The sequence below is a fragment of the Pseudomonas sp. Nvir genome, from assembly GCF_963778085.1.
GTDB classification, from domain to species: Bacteria; Pseudomonadota; Gammaproteobacteria; order Pseudomonadales; family Pseudomonadaceae; genus Aquipseudomonas; species Aquipseudomonas juntendi.
This window is the reverse complement of record NZ_OY970405.1, coordinates 331,619-349,008: the sequence shown is the minus strand read 5'-3', so window position 1 is coordinate 349,008 and position 17,390 is coordinate 331,619. Positions and strand designations below refer to the sequence as shown.

Annotated in this window: 17 protein-coding genes, 2 tRNA genes and 2 pseudogenes; 14 read left to right on the top strand and 7 right to left on the bottom strand. The window is 61.1% G+C overall.

Features of this window, described 5'->3' with window-relative positions; all coding sequences use genetic code 11:
• Positions 1 to 93: 93 nt before the first annotated feature.
• Positions 94 to 1,755, bottom strand: coding sequence for an OFA family MFS transporter (locus AACG97_RS01870; RefSeq protein WP_047150101.1), 1,662 nt, complete (start codon positions 1,753 to 1,755; stop codon positions 94 to 96).
• Between the two features lie 252 nt (positions 1,756 to 2,007).
• On the opposite strand from AACG97_RS01870, the gene AACG97_RS01865 reads away from it, so the two are divergent.
• The 4 genes from AACG97_RS01865 to AACG97_RS01850 all read left to right on the top strand — a co-directional run bounded on the left by AACG97_RS01865 (position 2,008) and on the right by AACG97_RS01850 (position 5,753).
• Positions 2,008 to 4,254 (top strand): AsmA family protein, encoded by a 2,247-nt coding sequence (locus AACG97_RS01865; protein WP_009682878.1) that lies wholly within the window; start codon positions 2,008 to 2,010, stop codon positions 4,252 to 4,254.
• Positions 4,251 to 5,315 (top strand): A/G-specific adenine glycosylase, encoded by a 1,065-nt coding sequence (gene mutY, locus AACG97_RS01860; RefSeq protein ID WP_009682877.1) that lies wholly within the window; start codon positions 4,251 to 4,253, stop codon positions 5,313 to 5,315. The genes AACG97_RS01865 and mutY overlap by 4 nt, the downstream gene beginning before the upstream one ends.
• Positions 5,315 to 5,587: an oxidative damage protection protein gene (locus tag AACG97_RS01855; RefSeq protein WP_009682876.1), complete on the top strand. Its 273-nt coding sequence runs from the start codon at positions 5,315 to 5,317 to the stop codon at positions 5,585 to 5,587. The genes mutY and AACG97_RS01855 overlap by 1 nt, the downstream gene beginning before the upstream one ends.
• 90 nt (positions 5,588 to 5,677) lie before the next feature.
• Positions 5,678 to 5,753 (top strand) — tRNA-Phe (locus tag AACG97_RS01850).
• Positions 5,754 to 5,888: 135 nt separating this feature from the next.
• Here the strand turns inward: AACG97_RS01850 and AACG97_RS01845 are convergent.
• Positions 5,889 to 6,191 carry an addiction module antidote protein gene (locus AACG97_RS01845; RefSeq protein WP_029887656.1) on the bottom strand — a complete coding sequence of 101 codons (303 nt, stop codon included), beginning with the start codon at positions 6,189 to 6,191 and terminating at the stop codon, positions 5,889 to 5,891.
• Positions 6,192 to 6,200: 9 nt separating this feature from the next.
• Positions 6,201 to 6,491, bottom strand: a complete 291-nt coding sequence (locus tag AACG97_RS01840; RefSeq protein ID WP_197885740.1) for a type II toxin-antitoxin system RelE/ParE family toxin — start codon at positions 6,489 to 6,491, stop codon at positions 6,201 to 6,203.
• Positions 6,492 to 6,657: 166 nt separating this feature from the next.
• Here AACG97_RS01840 and AACG97_RS01835 point away from each other — a divergent pair, with 166 nt between their 5' ends.
• Positions 6,658 to 7,098 (top strand): hypothetical protein, encoded by a 441-nt coding sequence (locus AACG97_RS01835; RefSeq protein WP_009682874.1) that lies wholly within the window; start codon positions 6,658 to 6,660, stop codon positions 7,096 to 7,098.
• Between the two features lie 182 nt (positions 7,099 to 7,280).
• On the opposite strand, the gene gabP is transcribed toward AACG97_RS01835, so the two are convergent.
• Positions 7,281 to 8,666, bottom strand: coding sequence for a GABA permease (gene gabP / locus AACG97_RS01830; protein ID WP_197885736.1), 1,386 nt, complete (start codon positions 8,664 to 8,666; stop codon positions 7,281 to 7,283).
• A gap of 641 nt (positions 8,667 to 9,307) precedes the next feature.
• On the opposite strand from gabP, the gene AACG97_RS01825 reads away from it, so the two are divergent.
• The 5 genes from AACG97_RS01825 to AACG97_RS01805 all read left to right on the top strand — a co-directional run bounded on the left by AACG97_RS01825 (position 9,308) and on the right by AACG97_RS01805 (position 13,613).
• Complete coding sequence (locus AACG97_RS01825) at positions 9,308 to 10,081, top strand: ABC transporter ATP-binding protein (protein ID WP_009682872.1); 774 nt, start codon at positions 9,308 to 9,310, stop codon at positions 10,079 to 10,081.
• 11 nt (positions 10,082 to 10,092) lie between these two features.
• Positions 10,093 to 10,845 (top strand): ABC transporter substrate-binding protein, encoded by a 753-nt coding sequence (locus AACG97_RS01820; protein ID WP_009682871.1) that lies wholly within the window; start codon positions 10,093 to 10,095, stop codon positions 10,843 to 10,845.
• 54 nt (positions 10,846 to 10,899) lie between these two features.
• The gene (locus AACG97_RS01815; protein ID WP_115293254.1) at positions 10,900 to 11,592 is read left to right on the top strand and encodes an ABC transporter permease; all 693 of its coding nucleotides are present in this window, start codon (positions 10,900 to 10,902) and stop codon (positions 11,590 to 11,592) included.
• Positions 11,592 to 12,281: an ABC transporter permease gene (locus AACG97_RS01810; RefSeq protein WP_009682869.1), complete on the top strand. Its 690-nt coding sequence runs from the start codon at positions 11,592 to 11,594 to the stop codon at positions 12,279 to 12,281. The genes AACG97_RS01815 and AACG97_RS01810 overlap by 1 nt, the downstream gene beginning before the upstream one ends.
• Positions 12,282 to 12,407: 126 nt before the next feature.
• On the top strand, positions 12,408 to 13,613 hold the full coding sequence (locus tag AACG97_RS01805) for a methyltransferase (RefSeq protein WP_197885735.1): 1,206 nt from the start codon (positions 12,408 to 12,410) through the stop codon (positions 13,611 to 13,613).
• Between the two features lie 230 nt (positions 13,614 to 13,843).
• On the opposite strand, the gene AACG97_RS01800 is transcribed toward AACG97_RS01805, so the two are convergent.
• Positions 13,844 to 14,104 (bottom strand): DUF3077 domain-containing protein, encoded by a 261-nt coding sequence (locus tag AACG97_RS01800; RefSeq protein ID WP_009682866.1) that lies wholly within the window; start codon positions 14,102 to 14,104, stop codon positions 13,844 to 13,846.
• 504 nt (positions 14,105 to 14,608) lie between these two features.
• Between AACG97_RS01800 and AACG97_RS01795 the strand changes: the two genes are divergently transcribed.
• From AACG97_RS01795 to AACG97_RS01785, 3 genes are all read left to right on the top strand, one after another.
• Entirely contained in the window at positions 14,609 to 14,857 is a 249-nt protein-coding gene (locus tag AACG97_RS01795; protein WP_009682865.1) for a hypothetical protein, read from the top strand.
• 98 nt (positions 14,858 to 14,955) lie between these two features.
• A tRNA-Thr gene (locus AACG97_RS01790) sits at positions 14,956 to 15,031 on the top strand.
• A gap of 431 nt (positions 15,032 to 15,462) precedes the next feature.
• Positions 15,463 to 15,786 (top strand): helix-turn-helix domain-containing protein, encoded by a 324-nt coding sequence (locus tag AACG97_RS01785; protein ID WP_197885733.1) that lies wholly within the window; start codon positions 15,463 to 15,465, stop codon positions 15,784 to 15,786.
• Here AACG97_RS01785 and AACG97_RS01780 read toward each other — a convergent pair.
• Complete coding sequence (locus AACG97_RS01780; RefSeq protein ID WP_232109437.1) at positions 15,783 to 15,908, bottom strand: hypothetical protein; 126 nt, start codon at positions 15,906 to 15,908, stop codon at positions 15,783 to 15,785. The two genes, AACG97_RS01785 and AACG97_RS01780, sit on opposite strands and share 4 nt — an antisense overlap.
• Before the next feature lie 441 nt (positions 15,909 to 16,349).
• Here AACG97_RS01780 and AACG97_RS01775 point away from each other — a divergent pair.
• Positions 16,350 to 16,664: pseudogene (locus AACG97_RS01775) on the top strand (tyrosine-type recombinase/integrase); the annotation flags it as partial.
• 438 nt (positions 16,665 to 17,102) lie between these two features.
• On the opposite strand, the pseudogene AACG97_RS27925 reads toward AACG97_RS01775, so the two are convergent.
• Positions 17,103 to 17,219: pseudogene (locus tag AACG97_RS27925) on the bottom strand (IS110 family transposase); the annotation flags it as partial.
• Positions 17,220 to 17,390: the final 171 nt, after the last annotated feature.

Genomic DNA, 17,390 nt, shown 5'->3' with positions numbered 1-17,390 from the left:
CACCGTGCTCAAAGCGTAGGGTGGGCCTGTGGGAGCTGGCTTGCCGGCGATAGGGCCGGTACAGCCGGCAAATTCAGCCGGCTGTATCACTCATCAATGGAACAGTACCGCCGTCTTCTGCAGGGTAATCCACACCCCCCAGGCCAACGGCACGACCACCACTGCCCAGGCCAGCAGCACCAGTGGCAGGCTACCCGGCGCGGCTTTCCACTCCAGCGAGCGTGCGCCATCGGCGCCCTTGTCATGGCTCAACGCCCGCTCGGCCGCCAGCTCGGCATCGCTCATGAAGTGCTTGTCGGCAACCGGCCGCACCAGCATGTTGCAGATAAAGCCCAGCACCAGCAGCCCGGCAAGGATATACAGCGTCATGTCATAGGCTGCCGCGCGTTCTACCCCGGCTGCCAACTGCGACTCGCGCAGGTAGGTGATCAGCACCGGCCCCAGCACCCCTGCAGCCGCCCAGGCGGTCAGCAGGCGCCCATGAATGGCACCGACCATCTGCGTACCGAACAGGTCGGCCAGGTACGCCGGCACCGTGGCGAAGCCACCGCCATACATCGACAGGATGATGCAGAACGCCGCCACGAACAGCGCCACATTGCCCAGGTGGCCCATGTTCGGCACCAGGCTGTACAAGCCCACGCCCAAGGCAAAGAAAGCGAAGTAGGTGTTCTTGCGCCCGATGTAGTCTGAGAACGATGCCCAGAAGAACCGGCCACCGATGTTGAACAGGCTCAGCAGGCCGGTGAAGCCGGCGGCGATCGCGGCGATCTGCGCCAGCTGCGCGGCGTTCAGCTCGCTGAAGGTGAGCTCGTTGCCCAGCAGCTTGCCAGCGAACACTTCCTGCAGCAGCGGCGAAGCCATGCCGATGATACCGATGCCGGCAGACACGTTCAGGCACAGCACCAGCCAGATCAGCGCAAATTGCGGGGTTTTCCACGCCACGCTGACGTGCACGTGGCGGTCGGTGACCATGGTGTTGCCGGCTTTTTTCAGCGGCGCAGTCCAGCCTTCAGGCTTCCAGCCGGTGGGCGGCACGCGGTAGGCCAGGGCGCCGGCAGTCATGAACACGAAGTAGATCGCCGCCATGGCAACGAAGCTCTGCCACACCCCCACTTCCTGCGCGTTGCCAAAGTGGCCCATCAGTGCGGTGGCCAGTGGCGCACCGACCATGGCGCCGCCGCCAAAGCCCATGATGGCCATGCCGGTAGCCATGCCGCGCTTGTCCGGGAACCATTTGATCAGGGTCGACACCGGCGAGATATACCCCAGCCCCAGGCCGATACCGCCGATCACCCCAGAACCCAGCCACATCAGCCACAGTTGGTGGGTTTTGACCCCAATGGCCGAAATCAGCATGCCGCCACACCAGCACAGCGCCGATACCAGGCCGGCCTTGCGTGGGCCGGCGTGCTCCAGCCAGCCACCCAGCACGGCCGCCGAGCAGCCCAGGAAGACGAAGAACAGGGTGTAGATCCAGCTCAGCATGGAAATCGGCCAGTCGCATTCGGCGCTGAACAGGCGGGCCACGAAGCCCATGTCGGCCGCGCACGCCACTGGGGCGGTGATACCCAGGGCTTGCGACAGTGGCAGCCAGAACACCGAGAAGCCATAGGCCATGCCGATACACAGGTGAATGGCCAGGGCAGCTGGCGGAACCAGCCAACGGTTGAAGCCCGGGCGGGCGATGATGCGCTCCTTCGACAGGAAGCCTGGCGTACTCGCCGGGGCGCCCGTCGTGACGGTACTGGTCATGAACGTGATCCTTTTCTTATAGGGTGAGGGCAGGCAAAGCGGCGCAAGGTTAGCAGGATCGAGTCGCGTGAAAGCAATCTGATATCGTGTTTTTTTTGCTTGGCTGAATCGATCATGTCCCCCTTTTGAAGCCGTACTACCGACTAAAAGCGTAGGAAATATCCTGCATCTCTGGTCGAATACGCAGGGATATCCATGGCGGCGCTATACTCAGCCGCTTGAATTTCAAAATCGGACTACAAGGATTCGCCCATGAAAGCGTTCGGCAAAATCCTGGGACTGGGGCTTCTCGGGTTGCTGCTGATCATCGTGGCGCTGGGCTTCGCCCTGACCCACCTATTCGATCCCAACGACTATAAAGACGAGATTCGCCAACTGGCGCGCGACAAGGCACATGTCGAACTGACCCTCAACGGTGATATCGGCTGGAGCCTGTTCCCATGGCTGGGCCTGGAGCTGCACGAGGCCAGCATCGCCACCCTGGCCAAACCCAAAGAGCCGTTCGCCGACCTGCAGATGCTCGGCTTGTCGGTACGGGTACTGCCGCTGCTGCGCCGCGAGGTGCAAATGAGCGACGTGCGCGTCGAGGGCCTGAACCTGACCCTGGCCCGTGACGAACAAGGCCATGGCAACTGGGAAGACATTGGCAAGCCGCTGCCTGCGCAGCCTGGCACTGCCACCGACGCGCCGGCCCAGGCCCCCTCCGAGCAGAAACCCGCGGCCGCCGACGGCAACGAACGCCCTGTCAAGCTGGACATCGACAGCCTGACCGTCAACAACGCCCGGGTGCAGTACACCGACGCCAAGACCGGCCAGAGCTACAGCGCTGAAAGCATCCAGCTGAGCACCGGCCCCGTGCATGAAGGCGCGAACATCCCGCTCAAGGCCAGTGCTTTTGTCAGTGCCAACCAGCCGAATATCAAAGCACGCACCGAGCTGGCCGGCGAACTGCGTTTCGACCGCAAGCTCAAGCGCTACAACTTCGAGGACATGCGCCTGTCGGGCGAAACTTCGGGTGAACCGACCGGCGGCAAAACGGTGGCCTTCGTTGCCCAAGGCCAGCTGCTGGTCGACATGGCCGCCAATGTCGCCTCCTGGAACGGCCTGAAAGTCTCGGCCAACCAACTGCGCGCCCTGGGTGAACTGAACCTGCGCGACCTGGACAAGACCCCCCAGTTGAGCGGCGGCCTGTCCATTGCCCAGTTCGACCTGCGCACCTTCCTGGACGGCATCGGCCACCCGCTGCCGGCAACCAACGACCCGGCAGCCTTCGGCAAGCTGGAGCTGGTGACCCGCCTGCAAGGCACACCCAGCAGCCTGAGCCTGGATGACCTGGCGGTGAAGCTGGACGACAGCTCGTTCAGCGGCCGCGTCGCCATCGAAGACTTCGCCAAGCAAGCCCTGCGCCTGCAGCTGAAAGGCGACAGCTTCGACGCCGACCGCTACCTGCCAGCCAAGAGCGAACAAGCCAAAGGCGCCACGGCGGCGCGCCAGGCCGAGGTCAAGCAACAGGAAGCCAGCGCGGTTGCCGGTGCCGGCACCACACCGCTGCCCAACGCACCGACCCAGGTAGCCTGGAGCGATGACAAGCTGCTGCCGGTCGACCGCCTGCGTACGCTGGACCTGCAGGCCGAGCTGGCCTTTGGCTCGCTGACCCTCGACAAACTGCCGATCGTCGACGCCCAGCTCAAGGCCAGCGGCCAGGGCGGCCTGTTGACCCTGCAAACCCTGCGCGGCGGCCTGTACAACGGCACCTTCGACGCCAAGGGCACGGTCGATGTGCGCCCTGCCGTGCCACAGCTGGGGGTCAGCACCCGCATCCAACGGGTGCCGGTGGAGCACTTCATCAAGGCCGACGGCAAGGAGCAGGCACCACCGGTCAAGGGCCTGCTGACCCTGACCAGTGATCTGACCGCCACCGGCAACAGCCAGAAGGCACTGGTAGACACGCTCAATGGCAGTGCAAACTTCACCATCAACGACGGTGTGCTGGTCAATGCCAACCTTGAGCAGCAACTGTGCCAGGCCATCGCCACCCTCAACCGCAAAACCCTCACCGGTGAGCCACGCGGCAAGGACACCCCGTTCCAGGAACTGCGTGGCAGCCTGGTGGTGCGCAATGGCGTTGCCAGCAACCCGGACCTCAAGGCACGCATCCCGGGCCTGACCGTGAACGGCCATGGCGACCTCGACCTGCGTGTACTGGGTATGGACTACAACATCGGCGTGATCGTCGAAGGCGACCAGCGTGCCATGCCGGACCCGGCCTGCCAGGTCAACGAGCGCTATGTGGGGGTTGAAGTACCGCTGCATTGCCGCGGCCCGCTGGAGCTGGGCGCCAAGGCCTGCCGCCTGGACCAGAACGGCCTGGGCAAGGTCGCAGCCAAGCTGGCCGGTGACCGCCTCAAAGACAAGATCGACGAAAAACTCGATGAAAAACTCGGAGACAAAGTGAGCCCGGAATTGAAAGACGCGCTCAAGGGGCTGTTCAAGCGATGACCCCAGAGCAGTTCTCCAGCGCTGTGCTGGACTGGTACGACGAACACGGCCGCCACGACCTGCCCTGGCAACAGGGCATAACCCCGTACCGGGTGTGGGTGTCGGAAATCATGTTGCAGCAAACCCAGGTCAGCACCGTACTGAACTACTTCGACCGTTTCATGCAGGCGCTGCCGACCGTGCAGGCGCTGGCCGAAGCGCCCGAAGACGAAGTGCTGCACCTGTGGACCGGGCTGGGTTACTACACGCGCGCCCGCAACCTGCAAAAAGCCGCGAAGATCGTCGTGGCGCAACATGGTGGCGAGTTCCCGCGCAGTGTCGAGCAGCTCACCGAGCTGCCCGGTATCGGCCGCTCCACGGCCGGTGCCATCGCCAGCATCAGCATGGGCATTCGCGCGCCGATCCTCGACGGCAACGTCAAGCGCGTGCTGGCCCGCTTCACCGCCCAGGGCGGCTACCCGGGCGAACCGAAGGTGGCCAACCAGCTGTGGGCCACGGCCGAGCGTTTTACCCCGCAGCAGCGCGCCAACCACTACACCCAGGCCATGATGGACATGGGTGCCACGCTGTGCACGCGCAGCAAGCCCAGCTGCCTGATCTGCCCGCTGCAACGTGGCTGCGAAGCCCACCTGCACGGTGAAGAAACCCGCTACCCCGAACCCAAACCGCGCAAGGCGCTGCCGCAGCGCCGCACGCTGATGCCACTGCTGGCCAACCACGAGGGCGCCATTCTGCTTTATCGGCGCCCGTCCAGCGGCCTGTGGGGTGGCTTGTGGAGCCTGCCAGAGCTGGACGACATCGCCCAACTCGACGACCTGGCCTACCAGCACGGTTTGCGCCTGGCCGGCAGCCAGGCCATGGATGGCCTGACCCACACCTTCAGCCACTTCCAGCTGGCGATCGAGCCCTGGCTGGTACGTGTCGCGCCGCTTGGCGAGCACGTGGCCGAGGCTGACTGGCTCTGGTATAACCTCGCCACCCCGCCGCGCCTGGGCCTTGCCGCCCCGGTGAAAAAACTGCTTAAGCGCGCGGCCGACGAACTGATTGCAGGAGATGCCTGATGACCCGCACCGTGATGTGCCGCAAATACCAAGAAGAACTGCCAGGCCTGGAACGCCCGCCCTACCCCGGCGCCAAGGGCCAGGACATCTTCGAACACATCTCGCAGAAAGCCTGGGCCGACTGGCAGAAGCACCAGACCATGCTGATCAACGAGAAGCGCCTGAACATGATGAACGCCGAGGACCGCAAATTCCTCCAGGCTGAAATGGACAAGTTTTTCGCCGGTGAGGAATACGCCCAGGCGGAAGGCTACGTGCCACCCTCGGAATGACCCCACGAACCGTAAGCGACGGAATTAATTTAAAATTTTTTGAAAAAGTCGTTGACGGCCCGGGAGAAAATCTATTTAATTCACCTCGTCGCCCAGATAGCTCAGTCGGTAGAGCAGAGGATTGAAAATCCTCGTGTCGGCGGTTCGACTCCGTCTCTGGGCACCACCTTCAAGCTTCTGGTGGTTGCAAAGTTACCCGAAGCGACAACAAGAAACCCGCCAAGTGCGGGTTTTTTGTTGTCTGCGGTTTTTGCTCAAGCTTTGGCAGCTAAAGCATTTCGCCGCCAAGGCCCCATAAGCTTTACCCCACTGAGCGTGGCAGCACTTCGGCATGGAGCCGAACGCCAAGCGCCGCCATTACCTTCATGATGGTCGCCAGGCTCGGATTACCTTCAGCAGACAAGGCCTTGTACAACCCTTCCCGCGTGAGCCCAGTATCACGTGCCAACTGAGCCATACCACGAGCGCGAGCGATATCACCCAAGGCAGCAGCGAGCAGTGCAGGGTCGTTTTCCTCCAGACAGGCCTCAAGGTACAAGGCCATGTCCTCTTCAGTTTTCAAATGGTCCACAGCGTCCCATTTGGTCAGTTTGATGTTTGTCATGATGGTCTCCTAGAGGTCACGAGCCAGCTTGAGCGCAGATTTGATATCCCTGGCTTGGCTAGATTTGTCGCCACCTGCCAGAAGGATGATCACTTCATAACCTCGCTGAACGAAATACACCCGATAGCCCGGACCATAATCGACCCGAAGCTCGGACACCCCATCAGCAACTGGCTTACAGTCACCCTTCACTCCGAGCTCCAACCGCCGCAACCGGGCGTTTATGCGAGCTTTCGCCCACGGATCCCGCAGTGCTACGAACCACCTTCGGTAGGTTTCGGTCTGGATTAATGTATGAATGAAGGAAATGTAAACCACAGTTCACACTACAGACAATGTGTAGCTGTTTCAAACTGTTTGTGCGGGGGGCCCTGCCCTGCCCCCTCCAGCAGCTGCACTTGGGTTTCCTGGGCAACTGCGCTTCAATACGCGCACCTACCGAACACACCCAAGGATTCAAGCCCTCATGGCCACCCCTACCAAGCAACAAAAACGCGCCAAGCGTGCCGCCAGCAAGGCCAAGCAGAACCGCATGGTACGCAGCGGGCAGGCGGTCAAGGCCAGTGCCGGTGACAGCGCCAGCGTCGAGCAGGTGTACAACAAGGCGATGGAGTCGGGCAGCTACGACGCCATGTTCACCAAAATGAAGGAAGCACAGGAGAGCGGCGGCCTGGTGCCGATGATTTCGGTATTCCTGGTAGACCCGCTTCTGGCGCTGGTTCTCAAGGGGCACAAGGAAGAACACGCCACCGACTATATCGTGCTGGTGTTCACCGCCTACCGCGCGTGGCTCGACGGCGCCGATGAAGAGGCGACCATGGCCTGGCTGGAGAGCGATGAGTTCCAGGCGGCCTATGTAGCGGCCTCCGAGCTGGTGGCCAAGCAGCAGCAAAAACAGTTTGGCTGACAGGGCCATGTAGCCTGTACCGGCCTCTTCGCGGGCTCGCCCGCTCCCACAGGTCAAGCACAAGCCCGAGGGCAACGCCGCCCCTGGTGGGAGCGGGCATGCCCGCGAAAGGGCCGGCCCAGGCAACAAACAAGGCCGCGCCCCCTCTCAGGACGCGGCCTTTTCAGTGCAGCCAGCGTGGATCAGTTATCCAGCGCCACCCGCCCGGCAGCTTCACGCTTGCGGTGCACCAGCAAGCCAGCCGCTACCACACCAATGCTCAGCAGCGCCGTTGCGATAATCTCGGCACGGTGGTCCTCGCGCAGGGCCATCACCACCAGAATCGCCACGATGAAGGCAATGGTCGCCCAGGTCAGGCCCGGGAACAGCCACATCTTGAAGGTGATCTTCTCACCACGGGCCTCACGCTGTGCGCGCATGCGCAGTTGCGACACGGCAATCACCAAGTACACCAGCAGCGCAATCGCACCCGAACTTGCCAGCAGGAACTCGAACACCTGGGCCGGGGCCACGAAGTTGGCGAACACGCACAGGAACGCTGCAGCCGTGGACAGCAATACCGCCACATGCGGCGTAGCGGCCTTGGTGGTGCGCTGGGCAACAGCCGGGGCATCACCGCGCTTGCTCAGCGAGAACAGCATGCGCGAAGAGGTGTACAGCGCCGAGTTCAGGCAACTGGTCACCGCAACCAGCACCACGATGTCGACGATCAACTTGGCATTCGGCACGCCGATGCGGCTGAGCACGGTCTGGTAGGAACCGGTTTCGGCCAGCGCCGGGTCGTTCCACGGCACCAGAGCCACCACCAGGAAGATCGAAACCAGGTAGAACAGGCAGATACGCCAGATCACCGAATTGGTCGCGCGGCTGATCTGCTTGCCTGGGTCTTTAGATTCGGCAGCGGCGATAGTGACGATTTCCGTACCCATGAACGAGAACATGGTGGTGAGCATGGCCGCCAGCACCGCACCCAGGCCGTTCGGCATGAAGCCTTGGGTATCGAACAGGTGGCTGGCACCGCTGACCTGGCTATTGGGCACAAGGCCGAACATGGCCGCGCAACCCACAGCAATGAAGCCGATGATGGCCAGCACTTTCAACAGGGCGAACCAGAACTCGAACTCACCGTAGTTCTTCACGCTGCATAGGTTGGTCAGGGTCAGCGCCAGGGTGATGACCAGGGAGAAGGCCCACAGGTCTACAGCCGGGAACCAGGCATGCAGAATGGCCGCAGCGGCGTTGGCCTCAAGCGGGATCACCAGCACCCAGAACCACCAGTACAACCAGCCGATGGTGAAGCCGGCCCAGCGCCCGATGGCACGGTCGGCATAAGTAGAGAACGAACCGGTGTCAGGCGAGGCGACTGCCATTTCGCCCAACATGCGCATTACCAGCACCACCAGCGTACCGGCGGCGGCATAGGCCAGCAGCACGGCCGGGCCGGCGGCCGCGATGGCGTGGCCAGAGCCTACGAACAGGCCGGCACCGATGACGCCAGCGATGGACAGCATGGTCACATGCCGTTGTTTGAGCCCCTGAGCGAGGTCATTGGTATTGTTACCGCTCATTGAAACTACCTTTGTAAGGAGTGGACCACTCCGACTGCGGTTACGGAGCGCGCCTGGGGTTGGACTAGGCGTCGCTGCAATCGGCGGTTTCCTGCTGGCAATAAGCGCGCCAGGTGCGCACTGCATTCGTCAGAATGCTCGCAGGGCCTTGCACGGCGTGGTTTGGAGGGCATTCGGCCAGGAAGTGACCAAAAGGCCGTTAATAAGGCAGATTACTGAAATACCCACTTACAAACGCACCAAAGGTGCCCCTCGGTAACACCCGTGCACCGCTGCAATGCAAAAAAGTGCAACCCACAGGTACAACCAGAAACGCCGGACAGGCCTTCGCGGTCAAACCCGCTGCTGCGAGGGGCGCGGAACCTGGAACGTCGGGTTTACTGGCGAATGGTCTAAAACCGCTTCCATGAGCTGCCCAAAGCTGGCACCATCGCGCCTTTTTTCATCAAGGCACTGGTGCTGGGCGACACCTTCGCAGACATCTGCGCGACGTTACGCTGTAGCGATGCGACAAACTGCCCCACCAGCGCCCACAGTCCCCGGCGACCCTGTTGGCCGTCATAATGCCGCTATGCTAGCTTGGCGCACGCCAGGAAGGCCGCCAACAGCTGGGAACGCACCCGTACACATGAGGACCGCACATGGCTCAGGCCACGCCCGCGCTGGAAATCCGCAATCTGCACAAACGCTACGGCGAGCAGGAAATTCTCAAGGGTATTTCGCTGACCGCTCGCGACGGTGACGTGATCTCCATCCTGGGGTCGTCAGGCTCCGGCAAGTCCACCCTGCTGCGCTGCATCAACCTGCTCGAAAACCCGCACCAGGGCGAAATCCTGGTCGCTGGCGAAAGCCTCAAGCTCAAGGCCGCCAAAAACGGCGACCTGATCGCCGCCGACAACCGCCAGATCAACCGCCTGCGCAGCGAAATCGGCTTTGTCTTCCAGAACTTCAACCTGTGGCCGCACATGTCGATCCTCGACAACATCATCGAGGCGCCACGCCGTGTACTCGGCCAAAGCAAGGCCGAGGCTGTAGAAGCCGCCGAAGCGCTGCTGAACAAGGTCGGCATATACGACAAACGCCACAGCTACCCCGCCCAGCTTTCCGGTGGCCAGCAACAGCGCGCCGCCATTGCCCGTACCCTGGCCATGAAGCCCAAGGTCATCCTGTTCGACGAGCCAACCTCGGCGCTCGATCCGGAAATGGTCCAGGAAGTGCTTAACGTTATCCGCGCATTGGCCGAAGAAGGCCGTACCATGCTGCTGGTGACGCACGAGATGAGCTTCGCCCGCCATGTGTCCAGTGAAGTCGTCTTCCTGCACCAGGGCCTGGTAGAAGAGCAGGGATCGCCGCAACAGGTCTTCGAAAACCCGACCTCGGCGCGTTGCAAGCAATTCATGTCCAGCCACCGCTAACGGAGCAATACATGCACACCTACAAGAAGTTTCTCCTGGCAGCTGCTGCCACGCTGGTGATGTCGGCGAACGCCATGGCCGCAGAAAAACTGCGCATGGGTATCGAAGCCGCCTACCCACCGTTCAACAACAAGGATGCCAGCGGTAATGTGGTCGGCTTCGACAAGGACATCGGCGACGCCCTGTGCGCCAAGATGAAGGTCGAGTGCTCGGTCGTGACCTCCGACTGGGACGGTATCATTCCGGCCCTGAACGCCAAGAAGTTCGACTTCCTGGTGTCGTCGTTGTCGATTACCGACGAGCGCAAGCAGGCTGTCGATTTCACCGACCCGTACTACTCCAACAAGCTGCAGTTCATCGCACCGAAGAACGTCGACTTCAAGACCGACAAGGCCTCGCTCAAGGGCAAGGTCATCGGCACCCAGCGCGCCACCCTGGCCGGCACCTACCTTGAAGACAACTACCCGGGCGTAGACGTCAAACTCTACGACACCCAGGAAAACGCCTACCTGGACCTGGTGTCCGGCCGCATCGACGGCATCCTGGCCGACAAGTACGTGCAGTACGAGTGGCTGAAAAGCAAAGACGGCTCCAACTTCGAGTTCAAGGGCGAGCCGGTGATGGACAGCGACAAGATCGGCATTGCCGTGCGCAAGGGTGACACCCAGCTGCGCGACAACCTGAACAAGGCCCTGGCAGAAATCAAGGCCGACGGCACGTACAAGAAGATCAACGACAAGTACTTCCCGTTCAGCATCGAATGATCCGCCCTGACCTGCGCGCCCCCGCGGCGCGCAAGTCCCTAGAATGACCTGCCCATGAATATCGACCTGCACGGATTCGGTCCGGCCATGATGGCCGGCACCCTGATGACCGTAAAACTGGCGCTATGCGCCTTGCTGCTGGGCCTGGTTTTGGGCCTGCTTGGCGCCCTGGCCAAGACCTCTTCGATCAAGCCGCTGCAATGGCTTGGCGGTTTCTACTCGACCCTGGTGCGCGGCGTGCCCGAGCTGCTGTGGGTACTGCTTATCTATTTCGGCACCGTCGGGCTTATGAACACCCTCGGCGAAGCCCTGAACATGCCCGGCCTTGAGCTCAGCGCCTTCGCTGCGGGGGTGATTGCCCTGGGCCTGTGCTTCGGCGCCTACGCCACCGAAGTGTTCCGCGGGGCGATCCTGGCGATCCCCAAGGGCCACCGTGAAGCCGGCCTGGCGCTGGGCCTGTCCAAAAGCCGCATCCTGTCGCGGATCATTCTGCCGCAGATGTGGCGCATCGCCCTGCCCGGCCTCGGCAACCTGTTCATGATCCTGATGAAAGACACCGCCCTGGTGTCGGTGATCGGCCTGGAAGAAATCATGCGCCACGCGCAAATCGGCGTGACCGTGACCAAGGCACCGTTCACCTTCTACATGGTCGCGGCCTGCATCTACCTGAGCTTGACGGTCATCGCCATGACTGGCATGTACTTCCTGGAAAAACGCGCCGCTCGCGGCTTTGCGAGGGCCGAATAATGAACTGGGAAGTCATCTTCAAATGGCTGCCACGCCTGGCTGAAGGCGCCGTGCTGACCCTGGAGCTGGTGGCCATTGCGGTGGTTGCCGGGTTGATCCTGGCCATCCCCCTGGGCATCGCCCGTTCCTCGCGCCACTGGTATGTGCGCGCAGTGCCGTTCAGCTATATCTTCTTCTTCCGTGGCACGCCGCTGCTGGTACAGCTGTTCCTGGTGTACTACGGCCTGGCGCAGTTCGATGCCGTGCGCTCCAGCGCGCTGTGGCCGTACCTGCGCGATCCGTTCTGGTGCACGGTGCTGACCATGACCCTGCACACGGCGGCCTATATTGCCGAGATCCTGCGTGGCGCCCTGCAATCGATACCCAAGGGCGAGATCGAGGCGGCACGGGCCCTGGGCATGTCGCGGGGCAAAACGCTGTTCTACATCATGCTGCCGCGCGCTGCGCGCATCGGCCTGCCGGCGTACAGCAACGAAGTGATCCTGATGCTCAAGGCCAGTGCCCTGGCCAGTACCGTGACCCTGCTGGAACTGACCGGCATGGCCCGCACCATCATCGCGCGCACCTACCTGCCAGTGGAGATATTCTTCGCGGCCGGGGTGTTCTACCTGGCGATCTCGTTCTTGCTGGTGCAGGGCTTCAAGCTGCTGGAGCGCTGGCTGCGCGTGGATGCCAGCCAGGGCCGCTGATCGCTCACTGACTGCTTCGCGGGCACGCCCGCTCCCACAAGGTATAGCGCCATATTCAAGGCTGGCGCTGTACTTGTGGGAGCGGGCGTGCCCGCGAAGGCCCTTAAAACCTACACACATCTACCCATGGCCAACTACCTCCACAGCGACCAGCTAAGCACCCGCTTCCAGGCCCTCGACCAGTTCCTGATCGAGCACCAACAGCTGTGGAAACCGCGCCCCTTCACCACCCTGCAACTGGACTGGGAAACCACCCACCCCGAGCTCGCCGCCCACTTGCGCAAGTCCTCTCTGGCAGATGCAGAACACCCCGACGCTGCCGATTTGTTGCCGGCCCCGATCCCGCAACTGGCCCGGCAAGCCGAACAGCTATCCGCCCTGGGCAACCTCCCGGCAACCGACCTGCCCCCCGCCGCCCACCGCTTGGACGTAGCGGTCCCCGGCCGCAAGTGGCAGCAGATCGAAGCCTTCGCCAGCCACCTGGCCTTCCGCAACCAGCCCCGCCACTGGCTGGACTGGTGCTCGGGCAAAGGCCACCTCGGCCGCCGCCTGCTGCAACCTGGCCAGCAGCTGACCTGCCTGGAATACGATGCCGAACTGGTCGCCGCTGGCCATGCCGTGAGTGCGCACCATCACCTGCCAGCCGTGCACGTACACCAAGACGTGATGGCCGACGACAGCGCCCGCCATCTTGATGGTGCAAAAAGCGTGGTTGCCCTGCACGCCTGTGGCGACCTGCATGTACGCCTGCTGCAGCTGGCCAGCCAGCTAGGCTGCCGGCAACTGGCCGTGGCGCCGTGCTGCTACAACCGGATCGCGCTGCAGCAGTACCAGGCGTTATCCACAGCCGCGCAAGCCTCCCGCCTGCAACTGTCGCTGGACGACCTTGCCCTGCCCCTGAGCGAAACCGTGACAGCCGGCGCCCGCGTGCGGCGCCAGCGCGACGCCTCCATGGCCCGCCGCCTCGGTTTCGACCTGCTGCAACGCCAGCAGCGGCAACATGACGAATACCTGCCCACACCTTCCCTGCCAGTGGCCTGGCTGGAGAAACCCTTCGAGCACTACTGCCGTGACCTGGCGCAGCTCAAAAGCCTGCCGCTAAGCGGCAACCCTGATTGGGCAGCGCTGGAAGCCGCAGGCTGGCAACGCCTGGCCGAGGTACGCAACCTGGAGCGGGTGCGTAACCTGTTCCGCCGGCCGTTGGAGCTGTGGCTGGTGCTTGATCGCGCCCTCTTCCTGAAAGAGCAGGGTTTCGACGTGCGGCTGGGGCTTTTCTGCGACTATCCACTGACCCCACGCAACCTGTTGATCCTCGCTGAACGCGACCGTTAGCCGCAGCACAACCTGTGGATAACTCTGTGAACAAGCTTGTGATTACCTGTTGGAGCCAAGCGCTATTTCAAACACCTGGCTTATTCCGCGGCGCTCCTGCAGCCCAGCAAAAACAGGCATTTGCGCAAAGACAGGCGGTGTAGCGATGCGGCATGGCTTTCGCTAAAGCTGCGAATGCCACTTGTGCATAAACATTTCTTGTGGTTAGCGCAGGGAGCGTTTGCGGGGCCCTAGTGCGCCTTGTTCTTGGCGATCTCGATATCGTTCATCAGCGCCTTGGCCATGTCGCACAGGTAATCGGCAGCACCCAGGAATTTATGGTCGTCTTCCATATCGCCCTCACGGACCAAGTGCTTGATGTAGCCCATCAGGATGGAGACATGCTCGTAGGCGGCATCGACCGGGATACCGGGCTCGACGCGGAGCAGATTGAGGGAGGGGTTGCCGGCGGGGAGGAAGGTTTCTATGCCTGCGGTGGTGATAATTTTCAAGTTTCAAACTCCTATATTCCTCAAGGAGTTACCGCCTTCAGTCTTTCTCACGGATTGAAAGGCGGCAACCGTGCGCAGGGTGAGAAACCGAGTGAATATAGGAAGCCTCGGCCAGACCGAAGTCTGCCCGCGCACGGTCGCCATTACGGGCCGCTAGATTCGTAATCGGGTTCCCACACCCGGTCGCCTGAGCGACCCGGAAACGTTATCCGTGAGCCATTTCCCCGACAACAGCGATACTTCGGCGGCGCGCGTAGGATACGTCTGAAGCCTACAGATCCTGAAGCCTTCAGGTCCCAGGTTCAGAATTTTCGTACCTGCAGGCTGATCGATAACTGTAGGAGCGGGTTCACCCGCGAAGAGGCCCTCCCAGGCAATCCCATGCTAAATCCACCTACATCGGTGTATCATCCGCGCCCCAAATCATTAAAAAGTGAATCGCGCGCTGCCCAGCGGCCCTGCGATCTTCTGGCATTGCGCCAGATTCGACATTGGACCCACCCCATGCCACTAACCAAGCCCCTCGCCCTGCTCAGCTTCGCCCTGGCCCTGACGGCCTGCTCCCAACACCCAGCGTCGCACCCCAGCGACAACCTGGGCTGGAACCACCCCGGCATGCAGCTGGGCGGTGACAACGGTCTGCCCATGCGCACCGAAAGCCCCTGCCGCAAGCGCGGCTGCGACAACGACAAGCTGTTTTTCAACCCAGGTAAAAGCGAGCCAAGCGTCACCACCCTGCACCGCGGCTGGTAAGAAATTTCTTCTTTTAGGTCGGTGACTTAGCTCTTTTACGAACAATCGCAACGAAGTGGTTTACAGGCGCCAACCGATCGCTATAATGACGCCCCATTGCCGGTATAGCTCAGATGGTAGAGCAACTGACTTGTAATCAGTAGGTCCCGGGTTCGATTCCTGGTGCCGGCACCATACGCAGTACTCAAAAGGCTCACCGCAGGTGGGCCTTTTTTGTTTCCAGCCCACGCCCCAGAGCCCCGCTCAACTCGCTTGATGCAGGAGCAACTGTCTTTCTCAAAATTTGAAAAGCCTGTGCGATTCATTGTGGGAGCGGGCTTGCCCGCGAAGCAGGCGACGCGGCGTCTGGCACCGGCTCCGCCGGTGTTCGCGGGCCGCTCCTTCGGGCGGTGTATATCGGGCGGTACCGAGCCGCAGATATGTGCCCACCACCCACCAATGTATGACCCTTGCCTCGCGATGGGCTGCGCAGCATCCCCAGCAATCTCAAGTGGCGCATTGTCTGACCATCAAGAAAAGCCCCCACACACAAACGCTTTGACTTGCCCATCGAGCCCACCTAAGATTTTATCGTAAATTTTAGATATCCCTGGTGAGGCAAGCCCATGCCGCTTCAATTCCACGAAAGCCCCTTCCACGCCATCCACGATGCAGAAACGGCCAGCAAAATGGCCTTGAAAATGGACCTTTCCATCTTCATCACCGACTGCATCAAAAAAATGGGCCTCAAACAACACGAGGCGGCCGCCAGGCTGAACGTAACCCAGTCCCGGGTATCGGAGTTGGCGAATGGCAAAATCGAGAAATTCACCCTGGACGCCATGATGGACATGCTCGACAAGCTTGGCTTTCGCACCAGCCTGAACCTTCCCACAGACGATGGCAGTTCACCTCCCCAGATCGTGATCACTCAAGCGCCGGGCGGCTAAATCCTGTACCCCATCTTGCGCAACTCGTGCTTGAGCTCCTTCATTCGCTCTTGGGCGACCTGCATCGCGTGCCGGTCGGACCTGTTGGTCGTTTTTACGAACGAATACAGCACAACGACCATGTCCGCGAACTTGGCCACATACACGATCGGAATGCCGGGCTGCCGTTTATGATGAGCTCGATCGCCCCCGCTCCTACTGATTCCGTCAATGACTTGAACGGCCGAACAGGGTCCTGGCCATACTGAATGCGCCGCAGGTCCTTGCCGAAATCGTCCTGAACGTCCTTGGGCAGTTCTTTGTACTCACGCTCCGCGGCTGCACTTACAAAGGCAAATTTTTTCAATGGTCTACCCACGGCGAGATAGTGAGTTTGGGGGGCGGCATCGTTGCCAGAGGGTGGGGAAATTAGCGCAGTCGCTTGCAGTTGGTGGGAATAGAAATGTTGCGCGGTTTAAGCTTGAAATATCGTGTTGCGTCCTACCTGCTGAAACGAGTTCGATCTGTAACTCGGCAACTTGAGGTGGCCTGAATGTGGCGTTCGTATAGGATGCCAAACTGTGAAAACGATTTCCGCGAACCGGGTGAATGCGGCATACGGGGCGATGGACTACGACACCTAAGTGGATATCTGCGGCCACGGGTTCCGAGCCATGGCGTGCAGTGCGCTGGTCGAGTCCGGGCTGTGGGAGAAGGCTATCGAACGGCAGATGAGCCACAAGGAACGCAACAACGTGCGCGCCGCCTATACCCACAAGGCCGAGTTCCTCGAAAAGCGCCGGATGATCATGACCTGGTGGAGCCGGTTTCTGGGGGCGAACCGCGAGGACCATGTGACGCCGCATGAGTTTGCCAAGCAGATAGGCGAGAACGTCACGATTAAAACTCAAAATCCCCAACCTTCACGCACTATAATGAGAGACGCAAAGATCTCTCGTCACCTTAAACGGACGGCTATATATAAAACGATAGCTTTAGAGATATTTCGATTAACCACTACAAATAAATCATAGATTTTCAATGACATATATTAATATTCGACTCCTGGTGCCGCACCATACGCAGTACTCAAAAGGCCCACCGCAAGGTGGGCCTTTTTTGTTTCCAGCCCACGCCCCAGAGCCCCGCTCAACTCGCTTGATGCAGGAGCAACTGTCTTTCTCAAAATTTGAAAAGCCTGTGCGATTTATTGTGGGAGCGGGCTTGCCCGCGAAGCAGGCGACGCGGTGTCTGGCACCGGCTGCGCCGGTGTTCGCGGGCACGCCCGCTCCCACAGGAACCGTGTAATCGTCGAGTCCTGCATTTTGGCTGTTGATCTACGCCCTCTTCGGCTGAGGCAACACCAGATCCAGCCAAGGCTCGCCATTCCTGAGCATGGCATTTAGTCGCACCAGGAAGATCCGCATGCAGGCCACGATAGCGACCTTGGCAAGCCGGGCTTCAAGCCGCCCCCCCTGAAATAGAGCGTTTGCCTACGGATTTTCCTCTGTCGTGGTTGAAGCTCTCATAGAACGATACATAACTGCTTGATTTAGCAGGGCCCTTGTGGGAGCGGGCGCGCCCGCGAACACCGGCGTAGCCGGTGCCAGCCACAGCGTTGGATT

Excerpts from the sequence above, each read along its gene's own strand:
- AACG97_RS01820 (WP_009682871.1), top strand. The coding sequence starts at position 10,093 with ATGCACACCTACAAGAAGTTTCTCCTGGCAGCTGCTGCCACGCTGGTG.
- AACG97_RS01785 (WP_197885733.1), top strand. The coding sequence starts at position 15,463 with ATGCCGCTTCAATTCCACGAAAGCCCCTTCCACGCCATCCACGATGCA.
- AACG97_RS01810 (WP_009682869.1), top strand. The coding sequence starts at position 11,592 with ATGAACTGGGAAGTCATCTTCAAATGGCTGCCACGCCTGGCTGAAGGC.
- AACG97_RS01815 (WP_115293254.1), top strand. The coding sequence starts at position 10,900 with ATGAATATCGACCTGCACGGATTCGGTCCGGCCATGATGGCCGGCACC.
- AACG97_RS01795 (WP_009682865.1), top strand. The coding sequence starts at position 14,609 with ATGCCACTAACCAAGCCCCTCGCCCTGCTCAGCTTCGCCCTGGCCCTG.
- AACG97_RS01825 (WP_009682872.1), top strand. The coding sequence starts at position 9,308 with ATGGCTCAGGCCACGCCCGCGCTGGAAATCCGCAATCTGCACAAACGC.
- AACG97_RS01845 (WP_029887656.1), bottom strand. The coding sequence starts at position 6,191 with ATGACAAACATCAAACTGACCAAATGGGACGCTGTGGACCATTTGAAA.
- AACG97_RS01805 (WP_197885735.1), top strand. The coding sequence starts at position 12,408 with ATGGCCAACTACCTCCACAGCGACCAGCTAAGCACCCGCTTCCAGGCC.
- AACG97_RS01780 (WP_232109437.1), bottom strand. The coding sequence starts at position 15,908 with ATGGTCGTTGTGCTGTATTCGTTCGTAAAAACGACCAACAGGTCCGAC.
- AACG97_RS01870 (WP_047150101.1), bottom strand. The coding sequence starts at position 1,755 with ATGACCAGTACCGTCACGACGGGCGCCCCGGCGAGTACGCCAGGCTTC.
- AACG97_RS01855 (WP_009682876.1), top strand. The coding sequence starts at position 5,315 with ATGACCCGCACCGTGATGTGCCGCAAATACCAAGAAGAACTGCCAGGC.
- mutY (WP_009682877.1), top strand. The coding sequence starts at position 4,251 with ATGACCCCAGAGCAGTTCTCCAGCGCTGTGCTGGACTGGTACGACGAA.
- AACG97_RS01865 (WP_009682878.1), top strand. The coding sequence starts at position 2,008 with ATGAAAGCGTTCGGCAAAATCCTGGGACTGGGGCTTCTCGGGTTGCTG.
- gabP (WP_197885736.1), bottom strand. The coding sequence starts at position 8,666 with ATGAGCGGTAACAATACCAATGACCTCGCTCAGGGGCTCAAACAACGG.
- AACG97_RS01835 (WP_009682874.1), top strand. The coding sequence starts at position 6,658 with ATGGCCACCCCTACCAAGCAACAAAAACGCGCCAAGCGTGCCGCCAGC.